The sequence below is a fragment of the Kordiimonas lacus genome (genome assembly GCF_001550055.1).
Classification (GTDB): domain Bacteria; phylum Pseudomonadota; class Alphaproteobacteria; order Sphingomonadales; family Kordiimonadaceae; genus Kordiimonas; species Kordiimonas lacus.
Map to the genome: position 1 here is coordinate 228,357 of NZ_LRUA01000010.1, position 17,364 is coordinate 245,720.

14 protein-coding genes and 1 tRNA gene are annotated in these 17,364 nt (G+C 52.8%); 4 read left to right on the top strand and 11 right to left on the bottom strand.

Annotated features, from left to right (window positions below; all coding sequences use genetic code 11):
- Window positions 1–5 precede the first annotated feature (5 nt).
- The 7 genes from KORLAC_RS15940 to KORLAC_RS15965 all read right to left on the bottom strand — a co-directional run bounded on the left by KORLAC_RS15940 (window position 6) and on the right by KORLAC_RS15965 (window position 8,048).
- Window positions 6–1,823, bottom strand: a complete 1,818-nt coding sequence (locus tag KORLAC_RS15940) for a response regulator receiver domain (protein WP_068308374.1) — start codon at window positions 1,821–1,823, stop codon at window positions 6–8.
- The gene (locus KORLAC_RS15945; RefSeq protein ID WP_068308377.1) at window positions 1,820–4,804 is read right to left on the bottom strand and encodes an ATP-binding protein; all 2,985 of its coding nucleotides are present in this window, start codon (window positions 4,802–4,804) and stop codon (window positions 1,820–1,822) included. The genes KORLAC_RS15940 and KORLAC_RS15945 overlap by 4 nt, the downstream gene beginning before the upstream one ends.
- An 84-nt stretch (window positions 4,805–4,888) precedes the next feature.
- Entirely contained in the window at window positions 4,889–5,920 is a 1,032-nt protein-coding gene (locus KORLAC_RS18720; RefSeq protein ID WP_277620383.1) for a DNA cytosine methyltransferase, read from the bottom strand.
- Between the two features lie 129 nt (window positions 5,921–6,049).
- Complete coding sequence (locus KORLAC_RS15950; protein WP_068308381.1) at window positions 6,050–6,514, bottom strand: hypothetical protein; 465 nt, start codon at window positions 6,512–6,514, stop codon at window positions 6,050–6,052.
- Entirely contained in the window at window positions 6,492–7,493 is a 1,002-nt protein-coding gene (locus tag KORLAC_RS15955) for a site-specific integrase (protein WP_068308384.1), read from the bottom strand. The genes KORLAC_RS15950 and KORLAC_RS15955 overlap by 23 nt, the downstream gene beginning before the upstream one ends.
- A gap of 3 nt (window positions 7,494–7,496) precedes the next feature.
- Window positions 7,497–7,874 carry a hypothetical protein gene (locus KORLAC_RS15960; RefSeq protein ID WP_068308387.1) on the bottom strand — a complete coding sequence of 126 codons (378 nt, stop codon included), beginning with the start codon at window positions 7,872–7,874 and terminating at the stop codon, window positions 7,497–7,499.
- Window positions 7,875–7,971: 97 nt separating this feature from the next.
- Window positions 7,972–8,048: transfer RNA gene (locus KORLAC_RS15965), tRNA-Arg, on the bottom strand.
- A gap of 378 nt (window positions 8,049–8,426) precedes the next feature.
- On the opposite strand from KORLAC_RS15965, the gene KORLAC_RS15970 reads away from it, so the two are divergent.
- On the top strand, window positions 8,427–8,792 hold the full coding sequence (locus KORLAC_RS15970; protein ID WP_068308390.1) for an energy transducer TonB: 366 nt from the start codon (window positions 8,427–8,429) through the stop codon (window positions 8,790–8,792).
- A 134-nt stretch (window positions 8,793–8,926) separates the two neighbouring features.
- Window positions 8,927–9,292 carry an energy transducer TonB gene (locus KORLAC_RS15975; protein ID WP_068308392.1) on the top strand — a complete coding sequence of 122 codons (366 nt, stop codon included), beginning with the start codon at window positions 8,927–8,929 and terminating at the stop codon, window positions 9,290–9,292.
- Between the two features lie 55 nt (window positions 9,293–9,347).
- On the opposite strand, the gene KORLAC_RS15980 is transcribed toward KORLAC_RS15975, so the two are convergent.
- From KORLAC_RS15980 to KORLAC_RS15995, 4 genes are all read right to left on the bottom strand, one after another.
- On the bottom strand, window positions 9,348–10,679 hold the full coding sequence (locus KORLAC_RS15980) for a substrate-binding periplasmic protein (protein ID WP_068308394.1): 1,332 nt from the start codon (window positions 10,677–10,679) through the stop codon (window positions 9,348–9,350).
- A 362-nt stretch (window positions 10,680–11,041) separates the two neighbouring features.
- On the bottom strand, window positions 11,042–11,530 hold the full coding sequence (locus KORLAC_RS15985; protein WP_074519255.1) for a sel1 repeat family protein: 489 nt from the start codon (window positions 11,528–11,530) through the stop codon (window positions 11,042–11,044).
- 32 nt (window positions 11,531–11,562) lie between these two features.
- A complete protein-coding gene (nadB, locus tag KORLAC_RS15990; protein ID WP_068308398.1) occupies window positions 11,563–13,191 on the bottom strand; it encodes an L-aspartate oxidase in 1,629 nt (542 codons plus the stop codon).
- Window positions 13,188–14,135 carry an ABC transporter ATP-binding protein gene (locus tag KORLAC_RS15995; RefSeq protein WP_068308400.1) on the bottom strand — a complete coding sequence of 316 codons (948 nt, stop codon included), beginning with the start codon at window positions 14,133–14,135 and terminating at the stop codon, window positions 13,188–13,190. The genes nadB and KORLAC_RS15995 overlap by 4 nt, the downstream gene beginning before the upstream one ends.
- Before the next feature lie 174 nt (window positions 14,136–14,309).
- On the opposite strand from KORLAC_RS15995, the gene KORLAC_RS16000 reads away from it, so the two are divergent.
- Together KORLAC_RS16000 and polA are read left to right on the top strand one after the other, a co-directional pair.
- On the top strand, window positions 14,310–14,507 hold the full coding sequence (locus KORLAC_RS16000) for a zinc-finger domain-containing protein (RefSeq protein WP_068308402.1): 198 nt from the start codon (window positions 14,310–14,312) through the stop codon (window positions 14,505–14,507).
- A 54-nt stretch (window positions 14,508–14,561) separates the two neighbouring features.
- On the top strand, window positions 14,562–17,348 hold the full coding sequence (gene polA / locus KORLAC_RS16005; protein WP_068308404.1) for a DNA polymerase I: 2,787 nt from the start codon (window positions 14,562–14,564) through the stop codon (window positions 17,346–17,348).
- Window positions 17,349–17,364 lie beyond the last annotated feature (16 nt).

Consider the following 17,364-nt stretch of genomic DNA (forward strand, 5'->3'; position numbering starts at 1 on the left):
CTGCATCAAATTCCGGGCATTCCTCGGCGCAACACCTCGTACTCGTCCACTCCAACTCGACTGGCCATAGCAGCCATTGAATTCAATGCTCGTTGGGCTTGCAGAGGCTCAACATCTGCAAGCCAGTAAAAACACCCTTTGTCGCCTGTAGTTGAAAACTCATACTCACCGTCTTCCGTTTTTTCCCCCAAAACACGCTTTTCTGTCTTGGAGACTTTGAATTTAATATACTTCCCCTGCTTGGGTACGGGTTTGAGCTGAAGAGTCAGGTCAACCTCTCCATCTTTGACCACAATCCAATAAGCAGAGGCATCCTCAATAAACTCAGGTAACCCATCCGCGCCTTTTTTAGGCACAGGCTTTTGCGAGAGCTTGAGTAACGGAAATACTGTGTTTTCAGTAAGTCGCACGCTATCACAGAGAGGCTGGGCGCAGAAAAAATATGCGGCTCCGCCATTCTCCGGCACATACTTCACAACTGAACCCAATCCAAGTGTTGGCTTCCAGTCTTCAGGCAACTCTGCAAATCCAGACTTCTCTCGTATGAGTTTGGACAAACGTGCCAGCTCGCGCGAACTTCTTGCCATTTCTTCCTGACCAGCGAATGGGAGCTCCTGCACCCGGGACTTCCAAGTGGAAAGACCGACGGCGTCCAATTTCCCTGCAGCATCACTGACAGCCCGTTCAAAAGAGTTATCTACTAGTTCCTTTGCTAGGTTTTTATCTACTGCGAGTCCCTCAACGTCCCATTTCCTGGATTCACTCACCTCGGCATCAACCCAAAGCTTGAATTTCTCAGATGAGAGACATTTTCGGTGCACCATGCTTGTCGAGAGCAGGCTTTTGATTTGAAACAATAGGACGTCGAGCCCAAATGCTTCTACATCATCAGAATCTGTCAGATGCAATCGATGGCTGACAATCGCGGAATCTAAGTCGCTGGAAAAAACCTTCAACAGCTGCTTGGTTTTATTTCGCAACACCGAGATTGCATTTAGGGCAAATGAGGACATAAGGCCCTTTGTCAACTCCGCAAACTCCATCAGCAAGCTTAGCGGTAGAACTTCTGGTGGGACTTCTGACTTATTGAAAATTGCGATGCGGACATGATTTGCCGCAAGAACATTTTCTGTAAGTGCGTCCAGCTCTAGAACTTCCCTGACTTCGCTCATGATGATGCCCGCTATACCGGTTTGGATAAGCTCCCCTGTATAGATACAGATCAACCTTAGACGACCTTTTTGCTCCGCATCCTTTCTCAAGATACGTTTGATCACCTCAATGGTCAGATCTGGTTTTGAGTTTCTAAGGTGCCAATCAAGAACAACAACGTCAGCCTGAAGCGCTAACCGTTCTGCTTGAAGTACGATAGCCTCTTCCTCATCGCTTGCGTCCGGAAAAAAGAATGAGCTAGTTACCCCTTCGGCCGCGAGTGCAGATGTAAGTGGACGAACGGGCAAGTCATGCTCATTCAGCTCATTGTCATTTGTTCCAAGCTGGTCATTGCGTTGTAATGGATCATCAACTTCGCCAGGAGCATTTTCCGCAACAGCCTTCGCGTCTACTTGTTCCAGACTTTCTGCCTGTGTGGCCGGAACATGTCCTTCACCTGAGGGAACCGCCTCAGCAATTTCCGCATCTACGCCAAAAACCTCATCTTCAATGGTATCTTTTATCGCGGGAGAAACAATTATTTCTCGCTTTGATTTTGGGATCACCGGTCGATCATCAATGAAAACTACGTTGGAAATGAATGACTTTGCGGCATCCAAATTATGTTCGTTCCAATTCTTAGAAGCCTCAACAATCTGAGTTTCGTTCATAGTTCCCCCTCAACTACGGTACATATCTTGAAAGTTGGTCCCGTATCTTCTCCATTGCGCAAAAGAATTAGATCCATATTTTCGTCTTTAAGCCCGTTTTTCGAAATCGAAAGCCCTAGCCCAGTTCCGCCTTCTTTTCTTGATTCACCGAACTCAAAAATACGGTCTGAATCTGCAGCAGGAATACCTGGGCCACTATTGGAAATCAAAAACCCAGATTCGTCCGCCCCCAGCGTTATATTACGTTGGCCAGTAGCACCTTCCATCAACCAATAGATCGCGTTATCGACAATGTTGGTGAACGCAGTAAGTAATGTTGAAGATTTGCATTCAACCGACAACTTTCGAAATTCGGTTGTTGGAATTAGCTCTATTGAGTTTTCTTCGAGGCGCGGGCCAAATAATCGCATCAAGAACAAATATATATTATCGCCAGAAATCTTCACTTTGGAGCGATTTAGGCGCCGGCCCAGCGGATCCAACACTTTCAAATACCCATCTAGGCTTTCGAAATTTGATCTCAGCTGGCTGTAGGCATTGTCCAAGCCGGGCGTTCTATCCGCCCAAGGTTTGATCGCTTGCATGGCTTCCCGAAAATCGGCCGCAACGTGCGTAAACTCGTGTTGAAGAATACCCAGGCCCATCCCCATTTGAGCATAGTCTTGGTAAAACTCTAATTGTTCCTCAAGGCGTTCTGCACGTTGCTCCCAGATATAGGCCCGGGTGTCGGCGGTATACCCACCTCCCAAATCTTCACTTAGGGACTTCATTTGATCCCGAATTGCAGCAAATTGAGCGGCTTGTTGAAGCTCAATTTCCGAAATACGATCCTGGAATTTCTGATAGACACTCTCAATGTTTTCAGGATCCGAATTGGCGGCGCGAACAAATTCCTCCAAACCTTGCATCAGTTGGGCCCTGAACTCAGAAAACTCCGATTTCACCGTTTGCCGCAACGTGTTCTTAAATGCTTCAGTCGCCTGATACGCCTCATTCCTTACGCTGGCCACGCTCTTAATGACTGCGCTAGATTTCGTTTCAAGTTCTTGCGACGCCTGTTCAGCTCGATAAACTGCTGTTATTGCCTTGCCAGCTCGATTTAGTTCGTGTGCTACATATTCTTTTAGTGGGACAATAGACTCATCGCGCACTTCAAGGGACACCCGATTGTAGGTGGACCAAAGCGAAGCCAGGCGGCCCCGTATTGATAACGCTGATGGTTTAGATACCCTATTCAGGGCTTCGAGTTCACCAATCTCTCCATAGGTCGATCGTCTAATTTCGCTTAGTTGAACTGAAAAGTCTGCAGGATCCAATTCAGGATCAAGAACTAAAAGCGACTTCTCAAAATTGTTCTTTATCCATTCTGCTTGCTTCTCAAAATAGCTGTCGTCAACACGAGCAAAATACCGCTCTAACTCGTCGCGTAGCTCTTCACGCTTTTTATCTGCCGACTTCTTTTGTTTCTGTGCGGCTTTGAACTCAGCGTCAAATTTATCCTTCAGTTCCCAGAAACTCTCAGATTCGTCTCCACCCCGTCGAAAATAATCGCTGGCTAATCTTTTAAGCAGATTTTTCAGTATAGCCACAAACTCGCGATAAGCCTGATTTTGCCGAAAACCTTCGCGTCCAGCCTTCTCATTCAAGCTTGAATTGTTTTCATGGGAAAGAGCTATATACCCAGCCATTCTACGAAACGAGAAGAAAGCATCCTTGGCAGACTTGGCTCGCGCTCTTTCCACATCCAGAAAGTCAAAATCTGAATTGCCATATGGCAGTATTCTGATGTTGTCGCGATATATGTACATGCCACCATATCTGTCACACCTCGCCTTGAGCTCTCTGTGCCTATCTGCAGCTAGTAGTGACTCATGTGGATTTCCCATCAAATAGCCGAATCGAAGACGAAATTTTCCACACCTAATCCGTCGCCCCTTTGCCTGTGGCCAGTTGCATACATATTTCTGTGGTTCGTTTCCGTATACCCTGACAGTCCCAACAAATTGGCCAAACTCATCCACTTCGCCTTCGAAGTACTGATCAAGACTTTCGAGATCTTCTTTGCTGAAAAATTCACTTCTGCCGATCAGATCGGGGCAACTTCCATCCAACCTATGGTCTCTAAAGGAGGTGGAAATCGGTGGTTCCGCGTCAGTCATTGTATTCGAAAAACCTAGCAGGCTTCTTTCAACGAAAGTCGCATCTTGATCCGCTCCCCCATCAATATCATCCACCAATTCTGGGGCTGTAGGCATCAGAACGAAATGCGTTCCAACGTCGTGCCGCAAGCTAAGGTGAGCTTCATCGCTTGCACCGCGCCTTTGAGATTGGGATGCCAATAGTTGGTCAAGCTGATCTGGATTCACCGTAACCAAATCAAGAGACTCATTCAGCTTCTTGAACTCTTCTTCAGAGATTTCAGCCTTCAAGGCTTTCAGATTTTCTCGAACTTGAACAACAAGCTCATTAACATCATTTCGCGTTGGTAGAGTTCCTGAAGGAAATTCTTTTATCGGTACATCTATTTGCTGGAGCTCTAGTCCTGGCTGCTCGAAAATACCCCAGTGAACCAACGCAACAACAAGGTTGTGTGATTTTCCATCAGGCCTTGCAGCACGGGTCAACAGCAGCGTGAGCGGCGCTATAACGGCAATTGCAAGCCGTCCAATTCCCTTTTCGCCCATAATGGCTCTTCGGGGAAGGTCTTTAGGGCCAGTCCAAACATCTTCGTCTTTATTTGCGCCAACTCGACTTTCAGTTCCTAAGGTAAGCCAACGTTTTTCGACATCTTGGCGGGTCATGCCATAGCCGTCGTCTCGTAAAACTAAAAGCTTTTGTTTCCTGAAAAAGTCCACTTCGACACGCTCAGCATACGCATCGTGAGCGTTCTTGAATAGCTCATGTATTGCCGTGGGGATGCCGGCAATCTGTTGACGCCCTAGCAGATCAACTGCCCTAGCCCTGACACCAATTTTAACCATAACTCCCCCTTAGTCTGCGACTAAACTGTCGCAAAGATTGCATTAGGTCAACTTCAAAATATTAGCAATTTAAAGCTGTTAGCCCTATATGCCCTTTGTTAGTGCTGACCGAATCGAGGCCGCAATCACACTCATCATAGTAGGAGGAACCGCATTCCCTATTTGGGTTGCTATCTGCCCAGAATTTCCGGCAAATTGATATTCATCCGGGAAAGTTTGAAGTCTCGCGGCTTCCCGGAGTGTAATTGCTCGATCATCCTCAGGGTGCACATAGCGCCCTTTTGTGAAGTCAGTACATCCTGTGGTTAGCGTGGGAGCCGGCTGCTCCCAATGCATTCTGCCATAGCAATCTGGATAATGGTGGTCAGGAATACCTCTGTGACAATCAAGTACCAAGTGATGTGGCAGAGAATGCCTGCTTCCACCATTTTTAGGTATGTGTCGCAACCGCTCCAAATTCAATGCGGAATGAGCGCGTCTAAAATGCATTTGATCGACAAGGCTGTTCGATCGCTCAACGGCAGAAGGCAAGTCGCCAATAGCATCTCTAACACTTTTGCGCGCTTGGGGTTGAATGTTTGCTGCGCTCTCAAGCAGCTTTGCGCTCTTAGCTGCAAAAAGGATCATTCTTACTCGTCTCTGAGGCACCCCTAACTCAGCGGCATCTAACTTTTCCGGTCGAGAAACATGATACTCTTGTCCTATCAGGAATTTCTCCAATTCAGCAAAAACCTGATTCCGTTCAAGCCCTGGGACATTCTCGAAGACAATAAATTTGGGCTGCAGGTACTCAATAAAACGACAAGCCTCCAGAACTAGAGCTACTCTATCGTCTGATGACATCTTGTTTCTGTTGCGGCTACTGAAAGGTTGGCAAGGTGCACAAACCGCAAGCAAATCCAAGTTTTTCTTGAGGTCATCAAAAGTACTTAAATGAACATCTCGGATATCACTCTCAACCAAATTTACTTCTGGGTGATTTAGTCGATATGTTTCACATGCCTTCGGGTCAAAATCGACTGCGGCTTTAACTATAAAGCCTGCGTTTTTCATTCCAAGAGTCACAGCGCCGGACCCCGAGTAGAGATCCAGCGCATAGAAATTCGAATTTTCCACTCTTCGCGTAACTATAGCATAGCTCCGTTTATGTGGCTAACGCCCTCATTATACACATGAAGACAAATAAATGAATCCATAAATTAATTGACTTTTTACTGCTTTGATGGTGCCAGGCAAAAGGCATAGCTACCAATCATCTGGACCCAATTGATCATGGAAGCCAATCGACTTCGCGAGCCACCTGTTTCGGCCATGGTTATGAATGGTGATTGTCATATAATTCAAACCACCCGAAGCCATTGCTGCCCAGATATCACCCATCCGACTATCAGGTATCGTCACAAACCCTGAGTAGCGCCCCTTGCGAAAGTCGACATAACCGACGGAATCAACAACGCCCTTTTCAGGTTCTTTGCGAGGCGATTTTACGTCCTCTTGACCGGAGAGTGTAATAGTGAATTCCTCGCCTTGATGGGAATGTTCGGACAGCAACTTGGCCTGAAGTTCGAGCGTAAAATGCTCGCTAAAACGTCGCTGCTTGTACTTCTCATATTCAAGACCAAAGGAATAATACCGCTCAAAGCTCTGAACCTTGAAGGTCAAATGGTGGTATTCAATCTGGCGAACTCTAGGCATTTTCGGAAAGGCCATTCGACATCTTCTTCGCCAAATCCTCCGCACGCAGCTGGGTATAGCGCTTAAGGCTTTGTAGGTCTCGGTGGCCAGTTACCGCTGCTACTTCCATAATGTTCCAGCCAGCCTCAAAAAGGCGGCTTGTAGCCTCGTGCCGCAGATCGTGGAAATTGACGTGTTCCAGTCCAGCTTTTGTCCGGGCGCGCTCAAAACACTTCTTAAGCGCGTTTGGAGATAGCGGGAGTACGCGGCCTGCGATGCTGTGAGGCATTTCCTTCAGCAGCGCTTTTGCGCGAGGAGAGAGCGGCACATCGCGTTTGAAGCCGTTTTTGGTTTCGGGGAGATGGGCCACTGACTTTTCGAGGTTTATATGCTCCCAGCGGAGGTCCAGAAGCTCCCCACGGCGCATAGCGGTTTCGATGGCCAATATCACTGCTGTCTTTGCCCAAGGGTTACGGCCCTCGTCTAACGCTTCAAGCAGCTTCTGCTCTTCACCTGGCTGAAGGCGCACATCGCGTTGGTCATTCACGCGTGGACGCTTCACGTCCTTGACCGGATTTTCGAGTAGCCCCATATCTCGGCGCACATGTTCGATAACGATCTGCAAAAGTCCGAGTTCTCGCTTGATGGAACCCGGCTTGATTTTCTCTAGTCGCTTGTCGCGATATTTTTCGAAGTCGCTCACCCTCAGCATCGCCATTGTGCGATCAACAAGAGCAACCTCATCGCGCATGAAACGTTCTAGCCGCAGGGTTTCGCTTTGGCCGCCTTTGTGGCGCGGCGCTTCTTCCTTGATATAGCGTTCAATCACTTCGCGGAATGTTGTGCGCTCCGCAATCGAACGATCAACATAAACGCCCCGGACAATTTCGGATTCGATAACCGATGCCCAATCCTCGGCCTCAGCTTTCGTTTCGAACGTCTTGCTGGCCCGAATGCCTTTCTTCCTGACCTTCGCCTGCCATTGCCACGAACCTCTTTTGTGAATAGTGGCCATAACCTAACCCAACAAAATCATTTTTAGGTCTTCAACAAAAATCCATTCAACAATATTGCTTTTGGGAATCGAATACCCTCTTTGACGCAACGCATCGGCATCCGCTTGATGCAATCGGAATGTCTTTTTCCTTCCACTGTGGCTGATCGACCCATCTAGGTTCACTACGCCGATTTCAGTGTCTTTTCTTCCAAACACATGGGCATGTGCTTGCCCTTGAGGATAGTGCGGGGGGTCTAATCGAATATTGCCATCAAGTCGGCCTGATACCCACCTTCCCTCTTCCAAGATGATCACACCAAGTGTTTCGTCTTGAATGCACACTTGATCCAAGAAAGCTTCAGCCTCGCTATCTTCGATAAATTGTCGGAATGATTTCATAACTTTCCCAGTGTCCCAAATTTGTCCCAAAAACTATGAAACACCACTCTGAACAATCAGAGTGTTGCGCAAAACCATTGGAATATCTAGGGAAAAATGGCGCACCCGAAGGGATTCGAACCCCTGGCCTCTGCCTTCGGAGGGCAGCGCTCTATCCAGCTGAGCTACGGGTGCGCGGACAAGCTTTTGTCGGCGCGGACACTACACTCACACCCCACACGTTGCAAGCCCAAATGCGCCAGCCCTGCTCCCTGCGCCGAATCCTGCATTCGGATAATCAGCGGATCAGGCTGAATCATTTTAACGACTCTCATTAAATTATGGATTCAGCAGCCCTGCAGGCAGGACCCAGGCTCTCAAAAGGGCGAACTGCATAAGTTTTTTATTATTTTAAATCAATTAGTTATAGATATTTTCGCGGGTTGCTTAAAATTTTATCTTTTTCATTACCAGTGATTAACGGGCTGTCTCTATAAAGCTCGATCAAATACAGCGGCTTTCTTGCAAACTCGTGACTGCCGCACGGAACATTCTAGAATGATGGATGGAAACATGTTGAAGAATTTTGGCACTTTCTTGCTCGCTACACTGGTCATGAGCTTCGCGCTTGCTACCGCTCCTGCACATGCAGCAGACGATATGAAAAGCTGGAAAATTGCGGTGGTCAAATCGGTTGCCAAAAACCAGCGCTATCCCCGTTCCGCAATTGCGCGGGAAATTGAAGGCAAGGCCAAGGTTCGCCTGGTGGTCGCCGCCGACGGTACCATTACCAGCCACGAAATTCTGGAAGAAACTGGCCAAAGCATTCTGGACAGCGAAATCCCCAAGCTGGTGGAAAAGATGAGCCCACTGCCTGCCCTGCCAGGCGGCCAGCAGGAAATGTCCTTTGTCCTGCCCCTGAGCTGGACACTGAACTAGGAATTTTGGTTCCGAGTAAACACCCAATCGTTTTGAGTAGAGAATGGCTTCCGGTTGCGGAAGCCATTTTTCTGATCCCTCCCCCCCCAAACCGGTTTGGCAAAAACCACCGGCACTGTTGTGAGTATATCCAAATGAAACTTTCTACTGCCCTGAAATCTGCCCTTGTGGCGGCAACCGCTTTGTTCGCCATCAGCTCCCAGGCGACTGCCGCTGACACCATGAAATCCTGGCAACAGGCGCTGCTGCGTGCCGTATCACAAAACCAGAGCTACCCTCGCGCTGCCTTGATGCGCGAAATTGAAGGCAAAGCCAAGGTTCGCCTGATCGTTGCCGCTGACGGCACCATCACGGCGCACGAAGTGATCGAAGCCACAGGCAACGATCTGCTTGACCGCGAGATCCCGAAGCTGGTTGCAAAGCTGAACCCTCTGCCGGCCCTTCCCGAAGGCCAAACCGACATGAGGATTGTCCTGCCGCTTGAGTGGGCGCTGCAGTAAGCCTGCCTGTTTAACAGCATAAAGGTCCTGCACCATGTGCAGGGCCTTTTTCGTTTCAGCGCGGCAAGCCGTCCAGCATCAGTGTAATGGTCCCCGTCTCTCGAAGCCGAGCAATCGCAGCGTTTATTATTGGTATTAATTCCTGCCTCGACCGATGAACTCGCACGCGAAGCGGTGCAATTTCAGACACAGGCCCCAAAACCAGCGGCCGGTGCTTTGTCTCCATCTGCATACGAAAATCATGGATGTTGATCATGGCCACTTGTGCCCGACCCGAGGCGACCAAATTCAGAACGTCACCAATGTTGCGCCCTGGAATGATTGACCGATAAGCAAGTGGTGGGTCAAACCCCCGCACCACAGCAACATTGAAGTTGGCCAAATCTGTCGCTTCTGAAATATTCAACGGTGTCTTTTCATGGAAGACATACCGTTCAACGGATTCATATAATACGTCGGAAAATAGCTGGACCTGTATCTCATCCGGATTATTCCGCCAATCTGGCACCACACAACAATCCAGCACAACGCCACCTTCCACGAACATCCGCCGCTTCCGCGCGCCCGGCATTTCCACAATACGGTGCGGTATGCCACTTTCTGCCAGAACCAGGCGCCAGACACTCCTGAGCGCCAGCGTATCCGCATCACCCACCAAGGCAAAGGGCACACCTTTGTTTCCGAGCCTGATGGCGGCCCCGATTGCAATATTGATATCGCCTCGCTCCTTCATTCGGGCAATCGCATCATTCAGCCGATCAAGAAGGTCTGGGCGAGACTTGTGCACCCGCGCGCGCATGGCCAGTGTATGAAGTTCAGGACCCAGCACCAATGGGAGGGACTGGCCTTTCTTGCGAAACATGAGCTCCTGCTTGTTTGCAATCGCCATATCTGCATACCCGTCAGCCACCATCTGGAAGGCTTCGTCGATGCTGCCCGCCAGCACGGTTGATCCGAAAAATTCGCCGTGGACATAGTCATGTCCCCGAACCACCGATACCCGATAGGCGCCTAGGTCCTCTGGCGCCCGGTAGACAATGGGTAGGTCGGGGCGATGCACGATATGCAAGGCAGAATAAAAAAAATGTGAGGTATATAGCTGAACTGCGCGCTCTTCAGGGCGGTTCCGCCATTCCGGTATTGTACAACAATCAAGTTCAAGCGCGCCTTCAATAAAGAGCCGCCGTTTCTCATCATCTGTCGTGATGACAAACTCCGGTTGAATATCGGCTTCCTTGAGGATGGCCTGCCAGACATCGTTAAAAACACTGGCGCTACTATGGCCAGTACGAACTCTGTCCTGCGCCAGACTGTTCTCCGTCAGCACTGCGAATGCAAACAGAAAACAAAAGATGCATAACCGGAATGTCACGCCCAGATATGGCACGGTATCCTCCTACCTGCCAACTGTAGCGATCTCCGGTTAAGAGAGCCTTACAGTTCGTCTCTTCCGCACCAAAATCCCGTTGCCATATTGAGCGACACCAGCGTGGGAAATGCAGCCACCCTCGCCAGTCAACCTGGCTTCAGGGTGCTATATAAATTGCCGTTTTCGGGCTCACGCCACCCTATCAGGCACGGCGTGGCCAGACTGAACCCTCTGCCGGCCCTGCCCGAAGGCCAGTCCGACATGAGGATTGTCCTGCCGCTCGAGTGGGCGCTGCAATAACTGCTGCACTCCGGCAAACAAGCTCAAGGCCCCATAGGTAACCCGTGGGGCCTTTTTTATTCGCTCGAACCAGGTCCGGCTTATCTGGCCAACAGTTCGTCTGGCACCTGGCGGCATTGTTCAGCGGAGAAAACGCCCGGCACGGTGTCGGAACCGCAGCCGGCTCGCAGATTGTGACGGGCAACCGTGTCTCCGTTTTTTGCTACCTCAAGAAGCCACCGAAAGCCCAAGTCCTTGTCCTCTTCGACCCCATATCCGTTCATGTAGGAAACATATGCGATAAATTGGGCCTGCGGATCCCCGCCTTCGGCCAACTCAAGGACCCTCTGTTGAAACTCGGGCTCACACGACATTTGAGCAAACCACACAGTCAGCCGGTCAACGCGGCCTCGCGAATGATCCCTCACTTTCGCGGCGCAGGGAGCCTGCGACACCAATTGTAGTTCGGCATTGGACGGTGCCTGAGAGACAGGCACCAGCGCAGGCGGGCGCATGGTAAAATATAATCCTGCGGCTATGAGCGAAAGCCCCACAAGGACCAGCATTTTTTTGGTTAGCGCCCCTGACAAGACCCAATCCCCTCAAATCACACTCTTGGCCCTCAAGCTACCCGGTCAGAAACCGCGTGGCCGAACGGGATCAGTGTGGTGTCACGGGGTTCATCTGCGAGCTTTGGATAGTCCGACGTAAAATGCAGGCCGCGCGATTCCTTGCGCATCTGGGCCGACCGCACGATCAGGTCAGCCACAGTCACAAGGTTCCTGAGTTCCAAGAGGTCTGCCGTCACCCGGAAGTTGCCGTAATATTCCTGGATTTCCGCGGCCAGCAGGTCCACCCGACGCTTGGCGCGCGCCAGGCGTTTGTCGGTGCGCACAATGCCGACATAGTCCCACATGAAGCGCCGGAGCTCTTTCCAGTTGTGGGTCACGACTACCATTTCGTCACTGTCTGATACCTGGCTTTCGTCCCAGTCGCGCGCCATGGCGGCAGACGGCAGGTCGTCGATCTTATCGAGAATGTCATCAGCTGCCGCGTTGCCCAGAACCAGGCATTCCAGCAAGCTGTTGGACGCCATGCGGTTGGCGCCGTGCAGCCCGGTGTGGGAGCATTCGCCCGCTGCATACAGGCGGTCGAGGCCCGTGCGCGCATGCATGTCCACATGGATGCCGCCACAGGTATAGTGCGCCGCAGGCACCACCGGAATCCAGTCCTTGGTGATGTCGATCCCCAGCGCCAGACAGTGCCGGTAGATGGTCGGGAAGTGGGAGATGACGAAGTCAGCGTCCTTGTGGGTGATATCCAGCCACACGCATTCCTCACCGGTGCGCTTCATCTCGCTGTCGATCGCGCGGGCGACAATGTCCCGCGGCGCCAGCTCTTTGCGTTTGTCATAGCCGGGCATGAAACGCGTGCCGTCCTTGAGCCTCAACACGGCCCCCTCGCCGCGCATCGCTTCCGTGATCAGGAAGGTCTTGGCGTCGGGGTGATACAGGCACGTCGGGTGGAACTGGTTGAACTCCATGTTCGTCACCCGGCAACCCGCCCGCCAGGCCATGGCGATGCCGTCACCCGTGGAGGCGTCGGGGTTGGAGCTATAGAGATACACCCGGCTCGCGCCGCCCGAGGCAATGATGGTCGCCCGCGCGGAGAAGGTTTCAACCCTGCCTTTCTCGAGGTTCAGCACATAAACGCCGTGCGCCTGGTCATTATAGTCGCCCGGGTTCTTCAGATGCCTGTTGGTGATGATGTCGATCGCGATGTGATGCTCGTAAACATCGATATTGGGCTCATCCAGCACGCGCTGGTTCAGGGTTTTCTGGACTGCCTGGCCCGTGGCGTCAGCCGCGTGGATGATCCGCCGGTGGCTGTGCCCGCCTTCGCGCGTCAGGTGATAGTCATAGCCGTCTTCATGAACCGAGTTTGCCTTGTCAAACTCCACGCCCAGATTGATCAGGCCCTCAATGGCCTCCCGGCCGCGTTCCACCACGTACCGGACAGCTTCCTCATCACACAGGCCAGCGCCCGCAATGAGCGTATCGTCGATATGGCTCTGGATACTGTCGGTGGCTTCCAGCACCGCCGCAATACCGCCCTGCGCCCAGCGCGTTGACCCACCGGACATTTCGCCCTTTGAGAGGACAGCAACCCGCATGTGCGGCGCAAGCTTTAGGGCCGCTGTCAATCCAGCGGCGCCCGACCCGACAATCACAACGTCATAGATGCGTCTCATTCTGCCGCGTCCTTATGCTTGTCGCTGGTGAGCTGCAGGAAGATATCTTCAAGGTCGGTCTCATTAGTCGAGATATCTGTGATCGTCAGGCCCGCCTGCTGAACGGCAGCCAGCACCTGGCCCACATTGGCGTTGACCTGGCTGATCTGCACGGCCAGCTTATGGTCGCCGCGCACATCACTGCTGAAAGGTTTCAGTTCGTCGGGCACTTCAGTCAGTTTCTCGGAAACCGAAATCACGATCTCTTTCTCGTCGATCCGCTTCAAAAGCTGCTCTGTCGGCTCGCAGGCCACCACATCCCCATGGTTGATGATGGCGATGGTGTCACAGAGCTCTTCGGCTTCCTCAAGATAGTGGGTGGTCAGCACGATGGTGGTGCCACGGGCATGCAGCTCGCGGACATATTCCCACAGCATCTGGCGAAGCTCAATATCCACACCGGCCGTCGGCTCATCCAAGACCAGAATCGGCGGGTTATGCACCATGGCCTTGGCAATCAGAAGCCGGCGTTTCATGCCGCCGGACAGCGTGCGGGAATAGGCGTCTGCCTTATCGAACAGATGCACGGCCTTGAGAAGTTCTTCCGTGCGGCGCTCCTCCGGCTTGACGCCGTACATACCGGCCTGCACCTCAAGCATCTCACGGGGGGTGAAGAAGGCATCGAATGTCAGTTCCTGCGGCACGATACCGATGTTGGCGCGCGCATTCCTGGGGTTGTCGTCAATGTCGAACCCCCAGATTTTGGCGCTGCCCTCGGTCTTGTTCACAAGGCCCGCGAGAATATTGATGGTGGTGGACTTGCCGGCCCCGTTGGGGCCCAGAAGACCGAACATCGACCCCTGCGGGATATCAAGATCAATCCCCTTCAGCGCCAGCTTACCGCCGCCCTTCTTGCCGCCGTAAACCTTCTTCAGTCCCCTGATTTCAATTGCGTTTTTTGTCACACTTACAATCCTGTTTATTCTCGCTGCTACTAATGGCGCCCGACGATATTATCGTCTTTTCGGACATTGTACCACGCTGCCGCTTGTTCGCACGGCCCACCCCCGCTATATAGGGCTAAATCCCAATCTGTTTTGGGATAAATTCAATCAGACCCAAGCCAAAAGAGACACACCATGACGGTAGACGCACCTGAAACAAAACTGGTCTCCACCAAGAAAGTTGCCTGCGACGGCGACGAGGGCGCCCTCGGCCACCCACGTGTATATCTGACGATGGATGACGAAGGCAAAGTAGAATGCCCATATTGTGATCGACTTTATATCCTGCAAGGTGGCCCATCTGAAAAGAAATTGGCAGACAAATCTAGGTGATTTGACCGCCTTTTTCTAACCTGACCACCAAATAATTTTATACCGGAAAGCCTTATGCCCGAAGACACTGATCACCAGAAACATCTCTATCTGATCGACGGTTCGGGCTATATCTTCCGCGCCTATCATGCGATGGCCTACTCAAAGCGCCCGCTGACGCGTGGGGACGGCACGCCCGTGGGCGCCGTGTATGGCTTCTCCAACATGATCATGAAGCTGTTGCGCGATCTGTCTGACGCCGAGCGCCCAAGCCACCTGGCGGTGATTTTCGACGCGTCGGGCAAAACCTTCCGGAATGACATTTACCCGGAATACAAGGCGCACCGCCCACCCGCACCCGAAGACCTGATCCCACAGTTCCCGATCATCCGGGAAGCTACCGAAGCCTTCGGCCTGCCCTCGATCGAGATGCTCGGGTATGAGGCCGATGACCTGATCGCCACCTATACCAAGCAAGCGCGCGAAAAGGGCTGGAAGGTCACCATCGTCAGCTCCGACAAGGACCTGATGCAGCTTCTGGACGCCGAGACCGACATGTTCGACACCATGAAGAACAAGCGGACGCGCGCCGAAGATGTGCCAGAGAAATTTGGTGTCGGGCCAGACAGGGTTGTTGACGTTCAGGCGCTGGCGGGCGACAGCGCCGATAACGTGCCCGGCGTGCCCGGGATTGGCGTCAAGACAGCCGCGCAGCTGATTGACGAATATGGCGACCTGGACACGCTTCTATCTCGCGCAGGCGAGATCAAGCAGAACAAGCGCCGCGAAAATCTGATCGAATTCGCCGAGCAGGCTCGCGTCAGCCGCCAACTGGTGACGCTGGAGCGCGATGTGCCCATCGAGGCCCAGCTGGACAGTTTCGAGGTCAAGGACCCGGACCCGGCCACCCTGGTGCAGTTCCTGGACGCACAGGATTTCCGATCCCTCAAGGCCAAGGTGATCAGCGCCTGGGACGGCGATATCCCCGAGGACGTGGTGACCGAAACCGTAACCGTTGAAAAGGCTACCTACGAGTGCGTCACCGAGATGGACGCGCTGAAGGCCTGGATCAAGAAGGCCTATGACATAGGCCATGTGGCGGTGGATACCGAAACCACCGGCCTCAACCCGGCGAAAGCTGACCTGGTGGGCATTAGCCTGTCGGTTGAACCGGGCAAGGCCTGCTATATCCCGGTAGGCCACGGCGCCAACAGCGACGACCTGCTTTCGGAAATGCCCAAGCAGATTGCCAAGGCTGATGTAATTGAGGCCCTTAAGCTCCTCATGGAGGATCTCGCTGTCCTCAAGATCGGCCAGAACCTCAAGTATGATATGTCGATCCTCGCGCGTGAGGGCATCAACCTCTACCCCATCGACGACACGATGCTGATGTCCTATGCGCTGGACGCCGGCAAGCATGGCCACGGCATGGACGAGCTGGCGGGCATCCATCTGGACATGACGCCAATCTCCTTCAAGGAAGTGGCGGGCACCGGCAAGAACCAGATCACCTTCGACAAGGTACCGCTGGATAAAGCCACCGACTATGCCGCTGAGGACGCCGACATCACGCTCCGCCTGTGGCACGTACTGAAGCCGCGCCTGGCCAAAGAGAAAGTCACCACCGTTTACGAGACGCTCGAGCGCCCGATGGCGGCTGTGCTGTCGGCCATGGAACGCGAAGGCATCAAGGTTGACGGCAGCGTGCTCAACAAGCTGTCGAACGAATTCGCCGTTGGCATCGAACGGCTGGACCGCGAAATTCAGGACCTGGCCGGCAGGCCCTTCAACGTCAATTCGCCCAAGCAGCTTGGCGAAGTACTGTTTGACGACATGGGCCTTGAAGGCGGCAAGAAATCATCCAAGACCGGCGCCTGGCAGACCAACGTGGATGTGCTGGAAAAGCTCGCCGCCGAAGGCCACGAAATGCCCGCCAAGGTCATGGAATACCGGCAGTTCTCGAAACTGAAGAGCACCTATACGGACTCGCTCCAGAATGAAGTGAACCCGCGCACGGGCCGGGTGCACACCAGCTATCATCTGGCGGCCACCACCACCGGGCGGCTGTCGTCTAACGACCCGAACCTGCAGAATATCCCGATCCGCACCGAAGAGGGCCGGAAAATCCGCCGGGCCTTCGTGCCCGAGAACGGCAATATCCTGATCGCGGCCGACTATAGCCAGATCGAACTTCGGGTGCTGGCCCACATGGCCGATATCGACGCGCTCAAGCAGGCGTTCGAGGACGGCACGGACATCCACGCCATGACCGCCAGCGAAGTGTTCGGTGTGCCGATTGAAGGCATGGACCCGATGGTCCGCCGGCAAGCCAAGGCCATCAACTTCGGCATCATCTACGGCATCTCCGCCTTCGGGCTGGCGCGCCAGCTGGGCATCTCTCGGGGTGACGCGCAGGGCTATATCGACGCCTATTTCGAACGCTTTCCGGGCATCCGCCGCTATATGGACACCACCATCGATTTCGCCCGCGAGCACGGCTATGTGGAAACCCTGTTCGGGCGCAAATGCCACATCACGGCGCTGACAGACAAAAACCCGATGAAACGCGGCTTCGGCGAACGCGCGGCGATCAACGCGCCGATCCAGGGCACGGCTGCAGACATCCTGCGCCGGGCGATGGTGCGCATGCCAGCGGCGCTTGAAAATGCGGGCCTGACGGACGTGAAAATGCTGTTGCAGGTGCATGATGAACTGGTGTTCGAAGCGCCCGAAGGCCGGGACGAGAAAGCGATTCCCGTGATCGAAGAAGTGATGGCAAACGCCTGCCAGCCGGTGCTGGACCTTTCGGTTCCGCTGGTGGTCGACAGCGGCATCGGCAAGAACTGGCAGGAAGCCCACTAGACATGTTATAATATAT

Coding starts and splice junctions, on each gene's coding strand:
- KORLAC_RS15955 (WP_068308384.1), bottom strand. CDS start 7,493: ATGGCCACTATTCACAAAAGAGGTTCGTGGCAATGGCAGGCGAAGGTC.
- KORLAC_RS15970 (WP_068308390.1), top strand. CDS start 8,427: ATGTTGAAGAATTTTGGCACTTTCTTGCTCGCTACACTGGTCATGAGC.
- KORLAC_RS15960 (WP_068308387.1), bottom strand. CDS start 7,874: ATGAAATCATTCCGACAATTTATCGAAGATAGCGAGGCTGAAGCTTTC.
- polA (WP_068308404.1), top strand. CDS start 14,562: ATGCCCGAAGACACTGATCACCAGAAACATCTCTATCTGATCGACGGT.
- KORLAC_RS15950 (WP_068308381.1), bottom strand. CDS start 6,514: ATGGCCTTTCCGAAAATGCCTAGAGTTCGCCAGATTGAATACCACCAT.
- nadB (WP_068308398.1), bottom strand. CDS start 13,191: ATGAGACGCATCTATGACGTTGTGATTGTCGGGTCGGGCGCCGCTGGA.
- KORLAC_RS16000 (WP_068308402.1), top strand. CDS start 14,310: ATGACGGTAGACGCACCTGAAACAAAACTGGTCTCCACCAAGAAAGTT.
- KORLAC_RS15975 (WP_068308392.1), top strand. CDS start 8,927: ATGAAACTTTCTACTGCCCTGAAATCTGCCCTTGTGGCGGCAACCGCT.
- KORLAC_RS15945 (WP_068308377.1), bottom strand. CDS start 4,804: ATGGTTAAAATTGGTGTCAGGGCTAGGGCAGTTGATCTGCTAGGGCGT.
- KORLAC_RS15940 (WP_068308374.1), bottom strand. CDS start 1,823: ATGAACGAAACTCAGATTGTTGAGGCTTCTAAGAATTGGAACGAACAT.